This is a genomic window from Streptomyces bluensis (assembly GCF_014650715.1).
GTDB lineage: Bacteria > Actinomycetota > Actinomycetes > Streptomycetales > Streptomycetaceae > Streptomyces > Streptomyces bluensis.
Genome location: NZ_BMVM01000002.1, coordinates 294,544 through 312,556 on the forward strand (window position 1 = coordinate 294,544; position 18,013 = coordinate 312,556).

The 18,013-nt window shown below is 71.5% G+C and carries 13 protein-coding genes; 4 read left to right on the plus strand and 9 right to left on the minus strand.

Translation table 11 applies throughout. The features are described 5' to 3' along the window. Nucleotides 1-6: 6 nt before the first annotated feature. The 9 genes from murG to rsmH all read right to left on the minus strand — a co-directional run bounded on the left by murG (nt 7) and on the right by rsmH (nt 11,801). Entirely contained in the window at nt 7-1,098 is a 1,092-nt protein-coding gene (gene murG, locus IE262_RS06510) for an undecaprenyldiphospho-muramoylpentapeptide beta-N-acetylglucosaminyltransferase (RefSeq protein WP_189871979.1), read from the minus strand. A 6-nt stretch (nt 1,099-1,104) separates the two neighbouring features. After that, nucleotides 1,105-2,445 carry a putative lipid II flippase FtsW gene (gene ftsW / locus IE262_RS06515; protein WP_134032558.1) on the minus strand — a complete coding sequence of 447 codons (1,341 nt, stop codon included), beginning with the start codon at nt 2,443-2,445 and terminating at the stop codon, nt 1,105-1,107. A 118-nt stretch (nt 2,446-2,563) separates the two neighbouring features. Further along, nucleotides 2,564-4,021, minus strand: a complete 1,458-nt coding sequence (murD, locus tag IE262_RS06520; protein ID WP_189871981.1) for a UDP-N-acetylmuramoyl-L-alanine--D-glutamate ligase — start codon at nt 4,019-4,021, stop codon at nt 2,564-2,566. Continuing rightward, nucleotides 4,003-5,094, minus strand: a complete 1,092-nt coding sequence (mraY, locus tag IE262_RS06525; RefSeq protein WP_189871983.1) for a phospho-N-acetylmuramoyl-pentapeptide-transferase — start codon at nt 5,092-5,094, stop codon at nt 4,003-4,005. The genes murD and mraY overlap by 19 nt, the downstream gene beginning before the upstream one ends. Then, on the minus strand, nt 5,091-6,497 hold the full coding sequence (locus IE262_RS06530; RefSeq protein ID WP_134032552.1) for a UDP-N-acetylmuramoyl-tripeptide--D-alanyl-D-alanine ligase: 1,407 nt from the start codon (nt 6,495-6,497) through the stop codon (nt 5,091-5,093). The genes mraY and IE262_RS06530 overlap by 4 nt, the downstream gene beginning before the upstream one ends. Nucleotides 6,498-6,501: 4 nt before the next feature. Then, nucleotides 6,502-8,166, minus strand: coding sequence for a UDP-N-acetylmuramoyl-L-alanyl-D-glutamate--2,6-diaminopimelate ligase (locus IE262_RS06535; RefSeq protein WP_189871985.1), 1,665 nt, complete (start codon nt 8,164-8,166; stop codon nt 6,502-6,504). Nucleotides 8,167-8,202: 36 nt separating this feature from the next. Beyond that, nucleotides 8,203-10,149 (minus strand): peptidoglycan D,D-transpeptidase FtsI family protein, encoded by a 1,947-nt coding sequence (locus tag IE262_RS06540; protein WP_308432728.1) that lies wholly within the window; start codon nt 10,147-10,149, stop codon nt 8,203-8,205. A gap of 5 nt (nt 10,150-10,154) precedes the next feature. Further along, nucleotides 10,155-10,700 carry a cell division protein FtsL gene (ftsL, locus tag IE262_RS06545; protein WP_189871989.1) on the minus strand — a complete coding sequence of 182 codons (546 nt, stop codon included), beginning with the start codon at nt 10,698-10,700 and terminating at the stop codon, nt 10,155-10,157. Between the two features lie 144 nt (nt 10,701-10,844). After that, complete coding sequence (rsmH, locus tag IE262_RS06550) at nt 10,845-11,801, minus strand: 16S rRNA (cytosine(1402)-N(4))-methyltransferase RsmH (protein WP_134032539.1); 957 nt, start codon at nt 11,799-11,801, stop codon at nt 10,845-10,847. 443 nt (nt 11,802-12,244) lie between these two features. On the opposite strand from rsmH, the gene IE262_RS06555 reads away from it, so the two are divergent. From IE262_RS06555 to IE262_RS06570, 4 genes are all read left to right on the plus strand, one after another. Next, complete coding sequence (locus tag IE262_RS06555; RefSeq protein ID WP_134032536.1) at nt 12,245-12,793, plus strand: beta-class carbonic anhydrase; 549 nt, start codon at nt 12,245-12,247, stop codon at nt 12,791-12,793. 262 nt (nt 12,794-13,055) lie between these two features. After that, nucleotides 13,056-14,093, plus strand: coding sequence for an AAA family ATPase (locus tag IE262_RS06560; RefSeq protein WP_134032532.1), 1,038 nt, complete (start codon nt 13,056-13,058; stop codon nt 14,091-14,093). After that, on the plus strand, nt 14,090-15,472 hold the full coding sequence (locus IE262_RS06565; protein ID WP_189871991.1) for a DUF58 domain-containing protein: 1,383 nt from the start codon (nt 14,090-14,092) through the stop codon (nt 15,470-15,472). The genes IE262_RS06560 and IE262_RS06565 overlap by 4 nt, the downstream gene beginning before the upstream one ends. Next, the gene (locus IE262_RS06570) at nt 15,469-17,847 is read left to right on the plus strand and encodes a transglutaminase TgpA family protein (protein ID WP_189871993.1); all 2,379 of its coding nucleotides are present in this window, start codon (nt 15,469-15,471) and stop codon (nt 17,845-17,847) included. Before IE262_RS06565 ends, IE262_RS06570 begins: the two co-directional genes overlap by 4 nt. Nucleotides 17,848-18,013 lie beyond the last annotated feature (166 nt).

The window sequence follows — 18,013 nt, forward strand, 5'->3', positions numbered from 1 at the left end:
ATGTGCCTAGCGGTGACGCGAGGCGATCGCCTCGTACACCATGCCGACGAGCAGTTCGTCGGCGTCCCGGCGGCCGAACTCGCTGGCGGCGCGGGACATCTCGAACAGCCGGTGCGGGTCGGCGAGCACGGGCAGGACGTTCTGCTGCACCCACTGGGGCGTGAGCTCCGCGTCGTCGACCAGCAGTCCGCCGCCGGCCTTGACCACCGGCTGGGCGTTCAGCCGCTGTTCGCCGTTGCCGATGGGCAGCGGGACGTACGCGGCCGGAAGCCCGACGGCGGAGAGTTCGGCGACGGTCATCGCGCCCGCGCGGCAGAGCATCATGTCGGCCGCGGCGTACGCGAGGTCCATCCGGTCCAGGTACGGTACCGGGATGTAGGGCGGCATTCCCGGCATCTGGTGCACCTGCGGCAGTTCGTTCTTCGGGCCGACCGCGTGCAGGATCTGGATGCCGGCCTGCTGAAGGTACGGCGCGACCTGCTGGACCACCTCGTTGAGGCGCCGGGCGCCCTGCGAGCCGCCGGAGACGAGCAGCGTCGGCAGGGAGGGGTCGAGACCGAAGGCGGCACGGGCCTCGGGGCGCATCCGGGCGCGGTCCAGGGTCGCGATGGAGCGGCGCAGCGGGATGCCGATGTAGCGGGCGTCCCGCAGCTTGCTGTCCGGGGTGGAGACGGCGACCTGGGCCGCGTAGCGCGAACCGATCTTGTTGGCCAGGCCCGGCCGGGCGTTGGCCTCGTGGACGACGATCGGTACACCGAGGCGCTTGGCGGCGAGGTAGCCGGGCAGGGCGACGTAGCCGCCGAAGCCGACGACGGCGTCCGCCTTGGTGCGCTCAAGGATCTGCTCGGCGGCCTTGATCGTGCCGCGCAGCCGGCCGGGCACGGTGATCAGCTCGGGCGTGGGCTTGCGTGGCAGCGGCACGGCGGGGATCAGCGCGAGTTCGTAACCGCGCTCGGGCACCAGTCGGGTCTCAAGGCCGCGCTCCGTGCCCAGGGCCGTGATCCCGACGGTCGGGTCCTGCCTGCGCAGCGCGTCCGCGAGGGCGAGCGCGGGCTCGATGTGACCGGCGGTTCCGCCACCGGCGAGGACGACATGCACCGAAATTCACCGCTCTCCGGACGAGCGCGCCGCCGAGGCGCGCCGTCGCATCGTGTTCTGTCTCCGAGGCCCCTTGGGGCCTCCAGCCCGCTTTCTACCAAAGCGAGGTTGCCGCATCGCAAGCGCCGCCCGCGCAGCGGGTTCTTCGCGCGCGAAGGCGATCAGCAACCCGATGGCGAACATGGTCGGCAGCAGGGCGGATCCCCCGTAGGAGAACAGCGGGAGGGGGACTCCGGCGATCGGCAGCAGACCGAGCACCGCACCGATGTTGATCACCGCCTGCGCGGTGATCCAGGTGGTCACGCCTCCCGCGGCATACCTCACGAAGGGGTCCTCCGTGCGTCCGGCCACGCGGATACCCGCATAGCCTAGAGCCGCGAAGAGGGTGAGCACCGACAGCGTCCCCGCGAGGCCCAGTTCCTCACCGGTGACGGCGAAGATGAAGTCGGTGTGCGCTTCCGGCAGTTGGCCCCATTTCTCCACACTGGCGCCAAGGCCGGAACCGAAGAGTCCGCCCGAGGCCAGCGCGTAGATGCCGTGCGCGGCCTGCCAGCACTGGTCGACGTCGGTGGAGCCGAGACAGGTGAACCGCGCCATGCGGTTGTCGCTGGTCTTGATGAGGAGCACGCCGATCAGCGCGGCCACGGACAGCACGCCCACGAAGAGCCGGGTGGGCGCTCCCGCCACCCAGAGCAGGCCGAACAGGATGGCCGTGAGGATGATCGCGGTCCCCATGTCGCCGCCCAGCATGATCAACCCGAGCAGCATGAACGTCACCGGGACGAGCGGCACCAGCATGTGCTTCCACTGCGTCAGCAGCCGCTTGTCCTGCTTGCGCGCGAGCAGGTCGGCGCCCCACAGCACGAGCGCGAGCTTGCCGAACTCGCTGGGCTGGAGCTGGAAGGGGCCGCCGACGGAGATCCAGTTCTGGTTGCCGTTGACCGCCATCCCTATCCCCGGGATCTGGACCAGGATCATCAGGAAGACCGAGCCGGCCAGCATCGGGTACGCCAGCGCCCGGTGCAGCTTCACCGGCATCCGCGAGGCCAGGAACAGCAGCCCGGCCCCGATCGTCGCGGCCAGGAACTGCTTCCGGAAGAAGTACGACCCCGGCAGCGACAGCTGCAACGCCGTGATCTGCGAGGCCGAGTACACCATCACCAGCCCCAGGACGGTGATCAGCAGACTGCCGCCCAGGATCAGGTAGTAGGCGGTGAGCGGCCGGTCCCAGGCCCGTCGGGCCCGCGTCACCAGCCGCCGTACGGGGTTGTCGCGCGGGGGGCGGGCGACGGGCGGCCGGCGGGTGACGCGCGGGAGAGGAGGACGGCCGGTACGGCTACTGACCATCGGGGACCCCCAGCGCCGTACCACCGGCGGACGGCCGCCGACGAAACTCCCGCCACATCCGTGTCACGCGTACCCTCCAGGTTCGCCCGGCTCCGCCGCCAGGCAAGGCGGACCCGGGTCAGCCGTCGCCAGACCGCAGTTCGCGGACGGCCTCCGCGAACGCGTCCCCGCGCTTGTTGTAGTTGACGAACATGTCCATGGAGGCACAGGCAGGAGCCAGCAGCACCGTGTCGCCCGCTCGCGCGAGCGCGCGCGCCTCCTGGACGGCCGCGAGCATCGCCCCAGTGTCGGTCCGGTCGAGGTCCACGACGGGCACCTCGGGCGCGTGTCGCGCGAGCGCTTCCCGGATCAGGCCGCGGTCGGCACCGATCAGCACGGCACCGCGAAGCCGCTGTGCCGACTTGGCGACCAGTTCGTCGAAGGTCGCTCCCTTGGCCAGGCCGCCGGCGATCCACACGATCGACTCGTACGCGGCCAAGGAGGCTTCCGCCGCATGCGTGTTGGTGGCCTTGGAGTCGTCCACGTACGCGACCTGGTCCACGTCCGCCACGTGCTCGATGCGGTGCGCGTCCGGCCGGAAGGCCCGCAGACCGTCCCGTACGGCCTTGGCGGGCACTCCGAAGGCGCGGGCGAGGGCCGCGGCGGCGAGGGCGTTGGCGATGTTGTGCGGGGCGGGCGGGTTGACGTCCGCGACCTCGGCGAGCTCCTGGGCGTTCTTCTGCCGGTCCTCGACGAAGGCGCGGTCGACGAGGATGCCCTCCACGACGCCGAGTTGGGACGGCCCGGGCGTGCCCAGCGTGAAGCCGATGGCCCGGCAGCCCTCCTCGACGTCCGCCTCGCGCACCAGGTCCTCGGTGGCCTTGTCGGCGACGTTGTACACGCACGCGACACGATTGCCCTCGTAGATACGGCCCTTGTCGGCGGCGTACGCCTCCATGGAGCCGTGCCAGTCGAGGTGGTCGGGGGCGAGGTTGAGGACGGCGGCGGAGTGGGCGCGCAGGGAGGGCGCCCAGTGGAGCTGGTAGCTCGACAGCTCCACCGCCAGTACGTCGAGATCGCTGTAGGCCTCCTCCCCCAGCACGATGTCGATGATCGGCGTGCCGATGTTGCCGACCGCGGCCGTGCGCAGGCCCGCGGCGCGCAGGATCGAGGCGAGCATCCGGGTGGTGGTCGTCTTGCCGTTGGTGCCGGTGACGGCCAGCCACGGGGGCGCGTCGGGGCCGCGGAGCCGCCAGGCGATCTCCACGTCGCCGACGACGTCCACGCCCGCCTCGGCGGCCGCGGCGAAGAGCGGGGAGGTGGGCTTCCAGCCGGGCGAGGTGACGACCAGGTCGGTGCCCTCGGGGAGGGTGTCGCCGTCGCCGAGCCGCACCCGGACGCCTTCGAGGGAGCTTTCGAGGGCGGCGGCCTTCTCCCGGAGCACCTCCGAGTCGCCGCCGTCCACCACGACGACGGACGCGCCGAGGCCGGCCAGGGCGCGGGCGGCGCTGATGCCGCTCACTCCGAGGCCGGCGACGGTGATGTGCATGCCCTGCCAGGACATGCCCTCCGGGGACGTCACTTGTCGGCCGCCCATCCCGCGTAGAAGATGCCGAGTCCGACAATCACACAGATGCCCTGGATGATCCAGAAGCGGACCACGACAAGGACCTCGGACCACCCCTTGAGTTCGAAGTGGTGCTGGAGCGGGGCCATCCGGAAGACGCGCTTTCCGGTGAGGCGGAAGGAGCCGACCTGGATGACGACCGACATCGTGATGAGGACGAACAGGCCGCCGAGCAGCGCGAGCAGCAGCTCGGTGCGGGAGCAGATCGCGAGACCCGCGAGCGCGCCGCCGAGGGCCAGCGAACCGGTGTCGCCCATGAAGATCTTGGCGGGAGAGGTGTTCCACCACAGGAAGCCGAGACAGGAGCCCATGAGGGCGGCGGCGACGACGGCGAGGTCGAGGGGATCTCGTACCTCGTAACAGGCTTGCGGGTTGATCAGCGTGGCCGCGTTGGCGCAGGCCTCCTGGAACTGCCAGACGCCGATGAACGTGTACGCGCCGAAGACCAGCACGGAGGCTCCGGTGGCGAGACCGTCCAGACCGTCGGTCAGGTTCACGCCGTTGGACATGGCGAGGATCATGAACAGCGCCCAGATCACGAACAGCACCGGGCCGATGGACCAGCCGAAGTCCTGGACGAAGGAGAGCTTCGTGGAGGCCGGGGTGTTGCCGCGGCTGTCCGGGAACTGCAGCGCGAGGACGGCGAACGCGATGCCGCCGATCAGCTGGCCGGCCATCTTGGCCTTGGCTCTGAGGCCCAGCGACCGGCGCTTGACGATCTTGATGTAGTCGTCGAGGAAGCCGACGAGCCCCATCCCCGCCATCAGGGAGAGCACCAGCACACCCGAGAAGGTCGGGGGCGGTGTCTCCGTGTCGCTCATGCCCGTGAAGACCTTGGACAGGAAGTAGGCGGCGATCGTCGCCAGGATGAAGGCGATGCCACCCATCGTCGGCGTACCGCGCTTGCTGTGGTGCTCGCGCGGGCCGTCGTCACGGATGTACTGGCCGTAGCCCTTGCGGGCGAGCAGCTTGATCAGCAGCGGAGTGCCGATCAGCGTCAGGAACAGGCCGATGACTCCTGCGAACAGGATCTGCTTCATCATCGGGCGGCAACCTCACCCTCGACACCGCTGTCCAGCAGCGCCTGCGCCACACTCTCCAGCCCGACCGACCGGGACGCCTTCACGAGTACGACGTCTCCCGGGCGCAACTCGCTGCGCAACAGGTCGACCGCCGCCTGTGCGTCGGACACGTGCACCGACTCCTCACCCCACGAACCCTCGTTATATGCGCCCAGTTGCAGCCAGGACGCTTCCCTGCCCCCGACCGCGACGAGCTTGCTGACGTTGAGCCGGACGGCGAGCCGTCCGACCGCGTCGTGCTCGGCGAGCGCCTCGCCCCCGAGCTCGGCCATCTTGCCGAGCACCGCCCACGTGCGACGCCCGTTTCCCATCGCGGCGAGCGCGCGCAGAGCGGCCCTCATGGACTCGGGGTTCGCGTTGTAGGCGTCGTTGACGATGGTCACGCCGTCAGGGCGCTCGGTGACCTCCATCCGCCAGCGGGAGAGGGAGCCTGCCTCGGAGAGCGCGGTGGCGATCTCTTCCGCGGACATGCCCAGCTCATGGGCGACGGCGGCCGCGGCGAGCGCGTTCGACACGTGGTGCTCACCGTACAGGCGCATGGTCACATCGCTTGCACCGGAGGGTGTGTGAAGGCGGAAGGCGGGCTGTCCGCTGTCCGTGAGTCGCACGTTCTCGGCGCGTACGTCCGCTTCGCCGGACTCTCCGAAAAGGAGCACCTTCGCCTTCGTACGGGACGCCATGGCGCGTACGAGGGGGTCGTCGGCGTTCAGGATCGCGGCACCCTCTTCGGGCAGCGCCTCGACCAGCTCGCCCTTGGCGAGGGCGATCTGCTCGCGGCCGCCGAACTCGCCGATGTGGGCGCTGCCGACGTTGAGGACGAGCCCGATCTTCGGCGGGGTCAGGCCGGCGAGGTACCGGATGTGGCCGATTCCACGGGCTCCCATCTCCAGGACGAGGAACCTCGTCTCCTCGGTGGCGCCGAGCGCGGTGAGGGGCAGCCCGATCTCGTTGTTGAGCGAGCCGGGCGTCCACACGGTGGGCGCCTTGCGCTGGAGCACCTGCGCGATGAGGTCCTTGGTGCTGGTCTTGCCCGCGGAGCCGGTCAGGGCCACGAGGGTCGTGCCGAGCTTGGCGACGACATGGCGTGCGAGGGCACCGAGGGCCGTCTGGACGTCCTCGACGACGATCGCGGGGACACCGACGGGGCGGGACGCCAGCACGGCGACGGCGCCCGTCTCGACGACCTGCCGGGCGAAGTCGTGGCCGTCCACGCGCTCACCGACGAACGCGACGAACAGGCTGCCTGGGCCCGCCTCGCGGGAGTCCCTGACGACGGGTCCGGTGACCCGGACCGACGGGTCCGGTATGTCGTACGTCTGCCCGCCGACGACTTCTGCGATCTCGGCGAGAGAGAGGGCGATCACAAGTTCATCCCTGGGTCTGCTGGATAGCTTCGCGAAGCACCTGGCGGTCGTCGAAGGGACGCACCACCCCGGCGATGTCCTGTCCCTGCTCGTGGCCCTTGCCGGCGACCAGCACGGTGTCCCCCGGCTGTGCGCGGGCCACGGCTGCGGCGATCGCGGCGGCCCGGTCCTCGAAGACCTGGACCTCACCGCGCTCGTGCGCCGGTACGGACGCCGCGCCCTCAAGCATGGTCGCGAGGATCGCGAGGGGGTCCTCGGAGCGCGGGTTGTCGGAGGTCAGTACGGCGGTGTCGGCGAGCCGGGCGGCGGCGGCACCCATGGGGCCGCGCTTGGTCGTGTCCCGGTCGCCGCCGCAGCCGAGCACGATGTGCACCTTGCCCTCGGTGACCTTGCGGAGCGCTTTGAGGACCGATTCGACCGCGTCCGTCTTGTGTGCGTAGTCGACGACCGCGAGGTACGGCTGCCCGGCGTCCACGCGCTCCAGGCGGCCCGGTACGCCCGGCACGGCGGCGATACCGTCGGCGGCGGTCTGGGGGTCGAGGCCGGCGGCGGCGAGGGCGACGATCGCGGCGAGCGTGTTGGCGACGTTGAAGGGGCCCGGCAGCGGCGACTTCGCGGCGATCCGCTCGTCCTTCGGGCCGATCACGGTGAACGTCGAGTCCATCGGGCCGACGGTGACGTCCTCGGCGCGCCAGTCGGCGTCGGGGTGCCCCTCGGCGGAGAAGGTGACGACGGGGACGGTGGCCTCCTTGACCAGCCGGCGGCCGTATTCGTCGTCGACGTTGATCACTCCGAGCCTGCTGCGTTTCGGCGTGAACAGCTGCGCCTTGGCCCCGAAGTAGTCCTCCATGCCGGAGTGGAACTCCATGTGTTCGGGGCTGAGGTTGGTGAAGACGCCGATGTCGAAGACACAGCCGTCGACCCGGCCGAGGACCAGCGCGTGGCTGGAGACCTCCATGGTCACCGCCTCGACGCCGCGCTCGCGCATGACCGCGAACAGGGCCTGGAGATCGGTGGCCTCCGGGGTGGTCCGCTCGGACTTGATGCGCTCGTCACCGATGCGCATCTCGACGGTGCCGATCAGCCCGGTGCTGCGGACGGCCTTCAGGCCGCCCTCCACCAGGTACGCGGTCGTGGTCTTGCCGGAGGTCCCCGTGATGCCGATCTGGAGCAGGTCGTGCCCCGGGTGGCCGTAGATCGTGGCCGCCAGCTCACCCATCCGTCCCCGCGGGTCGTCGACGACGAGCACCGGCAGGCCGGTGGCGGCGGCGCGCTCGGCCCCCGTCGGGTCGGTGAGCACGGCGGCGGCGCCGAGGCCGGCCGCCTGGGTCACGAAGTCGGCGCCGTGGAGACGGGCGCCGGGCAGGGCGGCGTACAGATCGCCGGGGCGCACGGCGCGCGAGTCGTGGGTGATGCCCGTGACCTCGACGGCGTTCTCCGGGGTCTCCGGCTGCACGGCCCCCAGCAGGCCGGCGAGCTCCGCGAGGGGTGTGGCGGAGACCCGCGTCGGCCGCGGCGGTCCCGGATAGGTCACGGGAACACCCTTCTGGGTGGTTTGGGACTGATCAGCGTGTGGCACGGCGGTGAGCGTACCGGGCTCACCCCCGCCAGAGCGAAGCGAGGGACGGGGTGGGGTCTGGTTCCCGGGGTCGGGGGTGATCATCGTCACGAGCTGGTTCCTGGTCGGTCTTTCCGGTGGTGCTGATCAGGGCTTGAACGCGACGGGCAGGTTCGCGGCCTTCGCACCGGTGGGCGGGATCTGGAGGGTCTTCAGGGCGAACTCCATGACCTCCTTGTAGATGGGTCCGCAGATCTGGCCGCCGAAGTAGCCGCCCTTGGTGGCGTTCTGGATCGCGCAGTAGACGGTGATCCGCGGGTTGTCGGCGGGCGCGAATCCGGCGAACGACGACGTGTAGCCGCGGTACCGCCCGGTGGCCGGATCCACGCGGTTGGCCGTACCCGTCTTGCCCGCGACCCGGTAGCCGGGGATGCGCGCCTTGGTGCCGGTCCCCTCGACGTCGTCGACGACCGACTCCAGCATTCTGGCGAGGGTCTTCGCCGTCTTCTCGCTCACGACCCGCGTCTCCTTGGGCTTGGGGGCGGGTGTGAAACGTCCGTCGGGTCCCTTGCTGCCCCGTACGAGCGTGGGCTCGATCCGTACGCCGCCGTTGGCGATCGTCGAGTAGACCGACGCCGCCTGCATCGCGTTGATGGACATGCCCTGGCCGAAAGGGATCGTGTACTGCTGTGAGGTGGACCAGGTGTCCGGCGGCGCGAGGATGCCCTTCGTCTCGCCGGGGAAGCCGAGGCCGCTGTAGCTGCCGAGGCCGAACTTCCGCAGGTACGAGTAGAGGACCTGGTTGGCCTGCTTCTGGGTCTCTCCCAGCTGGCCGGTGGCCAGGATGGTGCCGATGTTGCTGGACTTGGCGAGCACGCCGTTGAGGGTGAGGTACCAGGTCGGGTGGTCGACGTCGTCCTTGAAGAGGCGGTCGCCGCGGTGCAGCCGGTTGGGCACGGTGACGTGTGTCAGCGGGGTGGCGGCGTTCTCCTCCAGGACGGCGGCCATCGACATGACCTTGGCCGTGGAGCCGGGCTCGTAGGCGTCCTGGAGGGCCGCGTTGCCCAGGGCGTCGCCGTTCGCCTTCGAGAGGTCGTTCGGGTCGAAGCCGGGCGCGTTGGCCAGGGCGAGGATCTCTCCGGTCCGGGTGTCCTGGACGATCACGTAGCCGCGGTCGGCCTTGGACTTCTTCACCTGCTCGGTGATGGCGTTCTGGGCGGCCCACTGGATGTCGCGGTCGATGGTGAGCTCGATGTCGGAGCCCGGCACGGCGGGTGTCTCGGTGGCGCTCACCGTGGGCACCTGGCGGCCGCCGGACTGGGCGTAGCGGATCTCGCCGTTCTTGCCGGCGAGTTCCTTCTCCAGCTTCCGCTCGACCCCGCCGCCGCCCTCGCCCTCGGAGTTGACCCAGCCCAGTATCCCGGCGGCGAGGCCGCCGTTCGGGTACACGCGCTTGCTGCTGGGGTCCTGGAAGACGCCCGCGAGGACATTGGCCGTGCCGGGGTCCGTCCCGGCCTTCTTCGCGAGCGCCGTCTTCAGGTCCCTGATCTGTTTCCAGACCTCGGGCATCTGACGGCGGGCGAGCAGCACGTACCGGGTGTTCTTCGCCTTGAGCTTCGCGGCGATCGCCTCCTCGTCCTGGCCGAGGATCGGCGCGAGGAGCGCGGCAGCCTGCTCGGGGGCGTCGGCGATCTTCGTCTGCTCACGGGTGAACAGCGTCGGGTCGGCCGTGATGTCGTTCGCGTCGACGCTGATCGCCAGGGCGACGCCGTCGCGGTCGGTGATCTCGCCGCGCTCGGCCGCCAGGACGTGTCCCACATACCGGTCCCGCTCGGCCCTGGCCGTGTACTCGCCGGCATCGACGGCCTGCACCTGGAGCAGCCGTACGACGAAGGCGATCAACACCAGGGTCAGGGCGAGGCTCACCATGCGCAGGCGCGGCCGGGGGCTGCCGAGCCGAAGGGCCTTGGGGCCGGCGGGCCGGGCCGCGGCCGGGCGGCGGGCGGGGCGGGCGCCGGGACGGCGCTGGTTGCCCGGGCGTACGGGCCCGGCGGGGGCGGGCACGCGGCGGCGCGGCGGTTCCCTGTCGGACACTTCCGTCACCTGCCGGGGTTCGTCGGGGCGTGCTGGGACTGTGCGGCCTGTGCGGACGGGGCGGGGGGTACGGCGGCGGAGTCCGGCGCCGAGGCGGGCGTGGGGGCGGGTGACGGGGACGCGGGGGTGGGTGGCGGGCTCGCGGTCACCTTGGGCGCGAGCATGAGGGAGACCGCCGGGACCTCCGGGGCGGCCGGGGCGGGGACGCCCCTGACGGTGCCGTCGGGGTTCAGGAAGACCGGGTCGCCGCCGGGGACCATGCCCAGTTCGCGGGCGCGGCGCTGGAGGGCGTCGGGGGCCGAGTAGGCGTCCACGTCGCGCTGGAGGGCCTGCTCCTCGTCCGTGAGGCTCTTCGTGTCGTCCTTGAGGTCGCCGAGCCTGAACGCCCCTTCGCTGAGGGCGGAGTTCAGCACGAGCAGGCCGATGAGGCCGCCGCCCAGGAGGAACACGACGAGGAGGACGAACGGGGTGCGGGCCGCCTGGGCCGGTCCCGCGGGGAAGAGCCGCGCGAGCCGAGCGGCCCGGCCCCTCAGTTCGGGTTTCCTACTCACGCACCCTCCTCGCGGGTTCGGATTCCCAACGGACGGCGATATGCGGCTGCGCCGCGTGGGCTCGACCAGCCAAGCGGGCCCCTCGGCCGACGGACTGTGCCGGGAAATCCACCGCCTTCCTCACCGCCCTCCTCCTCATACGACTCACTCACCGTCCTCACGGATGCGCTCCGCGCCCCGCAGCCGCGCGGGAGCGGCCCGGCGGTTCTCCGCGACCTCCTCCTCGGTGGGAAGTTCGGCACCGCGGGTGAGCAGCTTGAGCCGGGGCTGGTAGCGCTCGGGGACGACGGGGAGCCCGGCGGGCGCGGTGGAGGTGGCACCGGCCGTGAACACCTGCTTGACCAGCCGGTCTTCGAGCGAGTGGTACGACAGGACGGCGATCCGGCCGCCCACGGCGAGCGCCCGCACGGCCGCGGGGATCGCCCTCTGGAGGACGGTGAGTTCGCCGTTGACCTCGATGCGCAACGCCTGGAAGGTGCGTTTGGCGGGGTTGCCGCCGGTGCGCTTGGCAGCCTGCGGCAGGGCGTCGCGGATCAGCTCGACGAGCCGCGCGCTGTTGCTGAACGGCTCCTTGTCCCGCTCGCGCACGATCGCGGCGACGATCCGCTTGGCCTGCTTCTCCTCGCCGTACGCCCTGAGGATCCGCACCAGCTCGCCGGGCGGGTAGGTGTTGAGCACCTCGGCCGCGCTCATGCCGGTCGTCTGGTCCATGCGCATGTCGAGCGGGGCGTCCTGGGCGTACGCGAACCCGCGGTCGGCCTCGTCGAGCTGCATGGAGGAGACACCGAGGTCGAACAGGACGCCCTGCACGCGGGGGGTGCCCAGGCGGTCGAGCACCTCGGGGAGTTCGTCGTAGACGGCGTGCACCAGGGTGGCGCGGTCGCCGAAGCGAGCGAGTCGCTCCCCGGAGAGACGCAGAGCCTCCTTGTCGCGGTCGAGGGCGACGAGCCGGGCCTCGGAAAACCGGGTGAGCAGAGCCTCGCTGTGGCCGCCGAGACCGAGGGTGCAGTCGACCACGACGGCGCCGGGCTCCGTGAGGGCCGGGGCCAGCATGTCCAGGCACCGCTGGAGCATGACGGGGACGTGGCGGCTGTTGGTCAAGGGGCCCTCTCAGGTCCGGCGCGGCCGTACGCACCGCCGGGTCCCCGCCCTCCCCCGGCCGACGCTGGGGGTGACCCCGGTGACGGGGAGGCCCGCCGGGGCCGGAGGTGTCAGCCGACCGGGAACGGGAGGAGGCCGAGCCGTACGTGCGCGCCGCGCACGTGGGGAGACACCGGAAAATCGCCGGGTCTCCTGGGATGTCAGTCCAGCAGGGGGAACCTCGCCTCCCGCTCCGCGTCACTTTAGTCCACGGTTTCCCGCGGTCAATCAACCGGCCTGCGCGTCGCGACAGGCCTCGTGTTCGAAGCACCAAGCGGAACGTAACCACCCATATGGATGCAACCGTGCCACGCCTGTGGGTTACCCCACAACAAGCCGCGACGGCGTTCTTTGTCGCGCCTCACTGCGCGCCCGCGGCGGCCGTGACCAGTACCGTCATGGGTATGACGACTTCCGCATCGCTTCCCACAGGGCCCGAGGACGCCATAACCGGCGGCGGCACCGTCACCGACCGCCTCGTCGAGGCGAACGAGCGGTACGCCGACGCGTTCACCGACCCCGGGATGGACGCCCGTCCCGTCCTTCACGTCGCCGTCGTGGCCTGTATGGACGCCCGGCTCGACCTGCACGCCGCGCTCGGCCTGGAGCTGGGCGACTGTCACACCATCCGTAACGCGGGCGGAGTCGTCACCGACGACGTGATCCGCTCCCTCACCATCAGCCAGCGCAAGCTCGGCACCCGCAGCGTCGTCCTCATCCACCACACCGGCTGCGGTCTGGAGGCCCTCACCGAGGACTTCCGCAACGAGCTGGAGCTGGAGGTCGGCCAGCGCCCGGCGTGGGCGGTGGAGTCCTTCCGGGACGTCGACCAGGACGTACGCCAGTCGATGCAGCGCGTGCGCACCTCGCCCTTCCTGCCGCACACCGACGACGTCCGCGGGTTCGTCTTCGATGTGCGGACGGGTCTGCTGCGCGAGGTCGACCCGGCCTGAACCACGTCGAACCGGCCCGCCGTGCTCACCTCGCTCAGCCCGGCCAGCTGTCGGTTTGCTGACAACCTGGTGCTCAAAGCACTGCAAGCCCCTACATATCGCGGCCAGTTATCCACAGGCGAGTGACACGAATCGGTAACGGCAGCAAGAATGCGGGTGTGGCGTCACGCGGAACTTTTCCCGCGTGGTGCCCGTGTTCGGGGTGGGCCGGTCCGCATCGCAGAGCGTCGGCCCGGAGTAAGTACGGGCCGAGGAGGGCCGGGTGACGACCTATGACGATCGAGCGAGCCTTACGGATCTGACCAGCACTGTGGAGCGTGTGCGCAGTTCGGTCGAGGAAGTGATCGAGGGCAAGCCTGAGGTCGTACGGCTTTCGCTGACAGTGCTGCTCGCCGAGGGACATCTTCTGATCGAGGATGTTCCCGGCGTCGGCAAGACCATGCTCGCCAAGGCACTGGCGCGGTCCATCGACTGCTCCGTGCGGCGCATCCAGTTCACGCCCGACCTGCTGCCGTCGGACATCACGGGTGTGTCCATCTGGGACCAGCAGCGGAAGGACTTCGAGTTCAAACCGGGGGCGATCTTCGCGCAGATCGTGATCGGTGACGAGATCAACCGCGCCTCGCCGAAGACACAGTCCGCGCTCCTGGAGTCCATGGAGGAGCGCCAGGTCACGATCGACGGCAAGACCTACGACCTGCCCAGCCCCTTCATGGTGGTGGCGACGCAGAACCCGGTCGAGATGGAGGGCACCTACCCACTGCCGGAGGCGCAGCGCGACCGCTTCATGGCCCGGGTCTCCGTCGGCTACCCCAGCCCGGAGGCCGAGTTGCAGATGCTCGACATTCACGGCGGGGCGTCACCGCTGGAGGACCTGCGGCCGGTGGCGCACGCGCACGAGATCGTGAAGCTGATCGAGGCCGTCCGGGGCGTCCACGTCGCGGAAACGGTCCGGCGGTACGCCGTGGACCTGGTCGGCGCCACCCGCACCCACCCCGACCTCAGACTGGGCGCCTCCCCGCGTGCCACGCTGCACCTGCTGCGCGCGGCGAAGGCGTCCGCGGCGCTGAGCGGCCGGGAGTACGCGCTGCCGGACGATGTTCAGGCCCTCGCCGTCGCCGTCCTGGCCCACCGCCTGCTGCCCACCGCCCAGGCCCAGCTGAACCGCCGTACGGCGGAGCAGGTCGTCCAGGAGATCATCCAGCGCACGCCCGTTCCGTCCGCGCCCCAGCCGCAGAGCGGTTTCGGCGTGGGCCGAGGGGCGCCCGTGTATCCGCAGCAGCCGCGGAGGCTTGGATGACCACCCCGGCGCAGGCGCCCGCCCCGGAGCAGGAAAAGGGCGGCCTGCGCACGACGCTCGCCGGCCTCACCACCCGCGGGCGCTCCTTCCTGGCCGCCGGGGTGGCCGCCGCCGTCTGCGCGTACGTCCTCGGGCAGGGCGATCTGCTCCGGGTCGGTCTACTGCTGACCGTGCTGCCGCTGATCTGCGCGACCGTGCTGTACCGCACCCGCTACCGGGTCGCCGGGAGCCGGCGCCTGTCCCCCGCGCGCGTGCCCGCCGGTTCCGAGGCCCGCGTCCATCTGAGGATGGACAACGTCTCGCGGTTGCCCACGGGTCTGCTGATGCTCCAGGACCGGGTGCCGTACGTGCTGGGGCCGCGCCCCCGGTTCGTCCTGGACCGGGTGGAGGCGGGCGGCCGCCGCGAGGTGTCGTACCGCGTGCGCTCCGACCTGCGCGGCCGCTATCCGCTGGGGCCGCTGCAACTGCGTCTGTCCGACCCGTTCGGGATGTGCGAGCTGACCCGCTCCTTCTCCGCGTACGACACACTCACGGTCATCCCGCGCGTGGAGCCGCTGCCGCCGGTTCGGCTCAGCGGCGAGGCCAAGGGGTACGGCGACGGGCGGCAGCGTTCGCTGGCGCTGGCCGGCGAGGACGACGTGATCCCGCGCGGGTACCGGCACGGCGACGACCTGCGCCGGGTGCACTGGCGTTCGACCGCCCGGTATGGCGAGCTGATGGTGCGGCGCGAGGAGCAGCCGCAGCGCGCCCGCTGCTCGGTGCTGCTCGACACCCGGGGACTGGCCTTCGAGGGCGCGGGCCCGGACTCGGCCTTCGAGTGGGCGGTCTCCGGCACGGCGTCGGTGCTGGCGCACTTGCTCGAACGAGGCTTCTCCGTACGTCTGTTGACGGACACGGGCAACTCGGTGCCCGGCGAGGGGACCGGCGGGTTCGCGGGCGCGAGCCAGGAGTCGGCCGACGCCGCGGGGCTGATGCTGGACACGCTCGCGGTGATCGACCACTCCGACGGCACGGGGCTCTCGTCGGCGTACGACATGCTGCGCGGCGGGAACGAGGGGCTGCTGGTGGCCTTCCTCGGCGACCTGGACGAGGAGCAGGCGGCCGTGGTCGGCAGGATGCGCCAGCGCAGCGGAGGGGCGGTCGCCTTCCTGCTGGACAGCGACACATGGGGGCGTGAGCCGACCGACGTGCCCGCCCCGGGTGGGAAGAACCGCAGCGAGGAGACCCTGCGCATGCTCCAGGAGGCCGGCTGGACGGCACTGAGCGTGCCGCGGGGCGCCGGACTGGCGGACCTGTGGCGCCAGGCGGACCGGCAGCGCACGGGCGCGACCGCGGGCAGCGGTGGCGGTAGCGGTAGCGGTACGGAGGGACGGTCATGAGCGGTCGGGCGAGGCTGGCGCTGGGCGCCTGGGCCGCCACTCTCACGTCGGCGTGCGCACTGCTGCCGCTGGTCGATCAGCTGTCCTGGATCCTGCAGGCGGCGCTCCTGCTCGGCGTGCAGACCGTGGTGGGGGCGCTGACGCGGCGGGTGCCACTGGCCCGGCCGCTGACCGTGGCGGCGCAGGCACTGGTGACGCTGCTGCTGCTCACGCTGGTCTTCGCCCGGCAGCAGGCCCTGGTCGGGCTGATCCCAGGGCCGGAGGCGTTCCAGCAGTTCTGGACGCTGCTGCAGACGGGCGCGGAGGACGTCGGGAAGTACACGACCCCGGCGCCGCTGACCGACGGCATCAGGCTGATGATGGTCGGCGGTGTCCTGGTGATCGGGCTCGCGGTGGACACCCTCGCGGTGACCTTCCGCAGCGCCGCGCCCGCAGGTCTGCCGCTGCTCGCGCTGTACTCGGTCGCCGCGGGATTGTCCGACGACCTGGAGTGGCTGTCGTTCGTGGTCGCGGCGGCCGGCTATCTGATGCTGCTTCTCGCCGAGGGCCGTGAGCGGCTGTCGCAGTGGGGCCGCGTCTTCGGCGGGGCGCCCCGCGGGCCGGGGGCGGACTCCGCGGCCGGAGCGGTGGCCCCGGTCCGGACCGGGCGGCGCATCGGCGTGGTCGCGCTGGGCATCGCCCTGCTGCCGCTGCCGACACTGGACGGGGGGCTGCTGGGCGCCGCGGGCACGGGAGTGGGTTCCGGCTCCGGGGGCGGCGGCACGATCTCGGCGGTGAACCCGTTGGTGTCGCTGCGCGACAGCCTGAACGTGGACGAGGACCGCCAGGTCATGTCCTATCGCACGAACACCGAGAACACCGAGGACCTGTACCTGCGGATCGTCGCCCTGGACGAGTTCGACGGCACCGCGTGGAAGCCGTCCCAGCGCCGCATCGAGGGCGTGCCGGAGACGTTCCCGACGCCGCTCGGTCTCGGCCCCGACGTCAAGCGCACCGAGATCGAGACCCGGATTGCGGCGGCGAAGGACTACGGCCAGGACTGGCTGCCGATGCCGTACCCGGCGACCGGCGTGGACATCGCGGGCGACTGGCGGTACGAGCCGACCGGCCGCACACTCGTCGGCGACCACGGGCAGAACACCCGCGGCCTGCGGTACACGGTCAGGAGCCTGATCGTGCAGCCGACCGCGGAGCAGCTGTCCTCGGCGCCTCAGCCGCCGCCGGCTCTGCAGCGCGAGTACACCGCACTGCCGAATTCGCTGCCGCAGGTGGTCGCCCGGACGGCGCGCGAGGTGACCGCGGGCTCGGCGAACAACTACGAGCGGGCGGTCAAGCTGCAGGACTGGTTCTCGGTGAGCGGCGGGTTCACGTACGACACTCAGGTGAAGGTGGGCAGCGACTCGACCGCGATAGCGCGGTTCCTCCGGGACAAGGAGGGATTCTGCGTCCACTTCTCGTTCGCGATGGCGTCGATGGCCCGCTCGCTGGGCATACCGGCGCGGGTCGCGGTGGGCTTCACACCGGGGTCACCGCAGCCGGACGGTTCGATGACCGTGGGGCTGCGGGACGCGCACGCGTGGCCGGAGCTGTACTTCGAGGGTGTGGGCTGGACCCGCTTCGAGCCGACCCCGAACCGCGGCAGCGCGCCGTCGTACACACAGCCGGAGGCGTCGGGCGGCACCGGTCTCCCCGACGTGGCCCGGCCCACGCAGTCGGCGTCCACGGCGCCGTCCTCCGAGCCGTCGGCGAGCGAGAGCTGCGCCGGGCGGGAGCAGCAGCTCCAGGCGTGTGCGAGTGACTCCCCGGCGGCAGCGGCGGGGTCGGACCACGATCCCGGGCAGTGGCTCCTGTTCCTGGGCGTCGCCCTGGCTGTGCTCGCGATGCTGACGGTGCCGCTGCTGCCGATGCTGTGGCGGATGCGGGTCCGGGCCGTACGGCTCGGCGCCCACGGCCGTACGCCGGAGGGTGTGGCGGCTCATACGCTGGCGGTCTGGGCGGAGGTCACCGACACGGCCTGGGACTTCGGGATCGGACCGGACGACTCCCAGACGCCCCGCAAGGCCGCCGCGCGGATCGTACGCCTCGGTCATCTGGACGAGGGGGCCACGGCGGCGGTGCACCGGCTGGCGGCGGCGGTGGAACAGGTGCTCTACGCTCCCCGTCCCCACCCCACGGCGGGTCTCGCGGAGGACGCCCGCCGGGTGGCGGACTCGCTCGGGGCCCACGTCAGCCGCTCCACCCGCCTGCGCGCGCTCCTGGCCCCGCGTTCGACCGTCCGGGTCGTCTGGGCGGCCTCGGCCCGATGGGCGGCGCTCAAGGCCGACGTCTCGGCCCGCCGCCCGACCCTGCGGCGCCCGTCGGGCCAGAACGGCTGAGTACGGGAGCACCGCGCCGCGCGCCGTCCGCCGGGGCCCACCCTGGCGGGCGGCGCGCGGTCGTGTTGCGGCGGCGGCTGCTGCTTCGAGTGGCCTCGCGCGGTGAGACTGGCTGGAACTGCCCGGTGCGGAGCACGACGGGGCTGGGCTCCCCGCGGAGCACGGA

Coding starts and splice junctions, on each gene's coding strand:
- ftsW (WP_134032558.1), bottom strand. CDS start 2,445: ATGGTCAGTAGCCGTACCGGCCGTCCTCCTCTCCCGCGCGTCACCCGC.
- IE262_RS06570 (WP_189871993.1), top strand. CDS start 15,469: ATGAGCGGTCGGGCGAGGCTGGCGCTGGGCGCCTGGGCCGCCACTCTC.
- mraY (WP_189871983.1), bottom strand. CDS start 5,094: ATGATGAAGCAGATCCTGTTCGCAGGAGTCATCGGCCTGTTCCTGACG.
- murD (WP_189871981.1), bottom strand. CDS start 4,021: ATGGGCGGCCGACAAGTGACGTCCCCGGAGGGCATGTCCTGGCAGGGC.
- IE262_RS06555 (WP_134032536.1), top strand. CDS start 12,245: ATGACGACTTCCGCATCGCTTCCCACAGGGCCCGAGGACGCCATAACC.
- IE262_RS06565 (WP_189871991.1), top strand. CDS start 14,090: ATGACCACCCCGGCGCAGGCGCCCGCCCCGGAGCAGGAAAAGGGCGGC.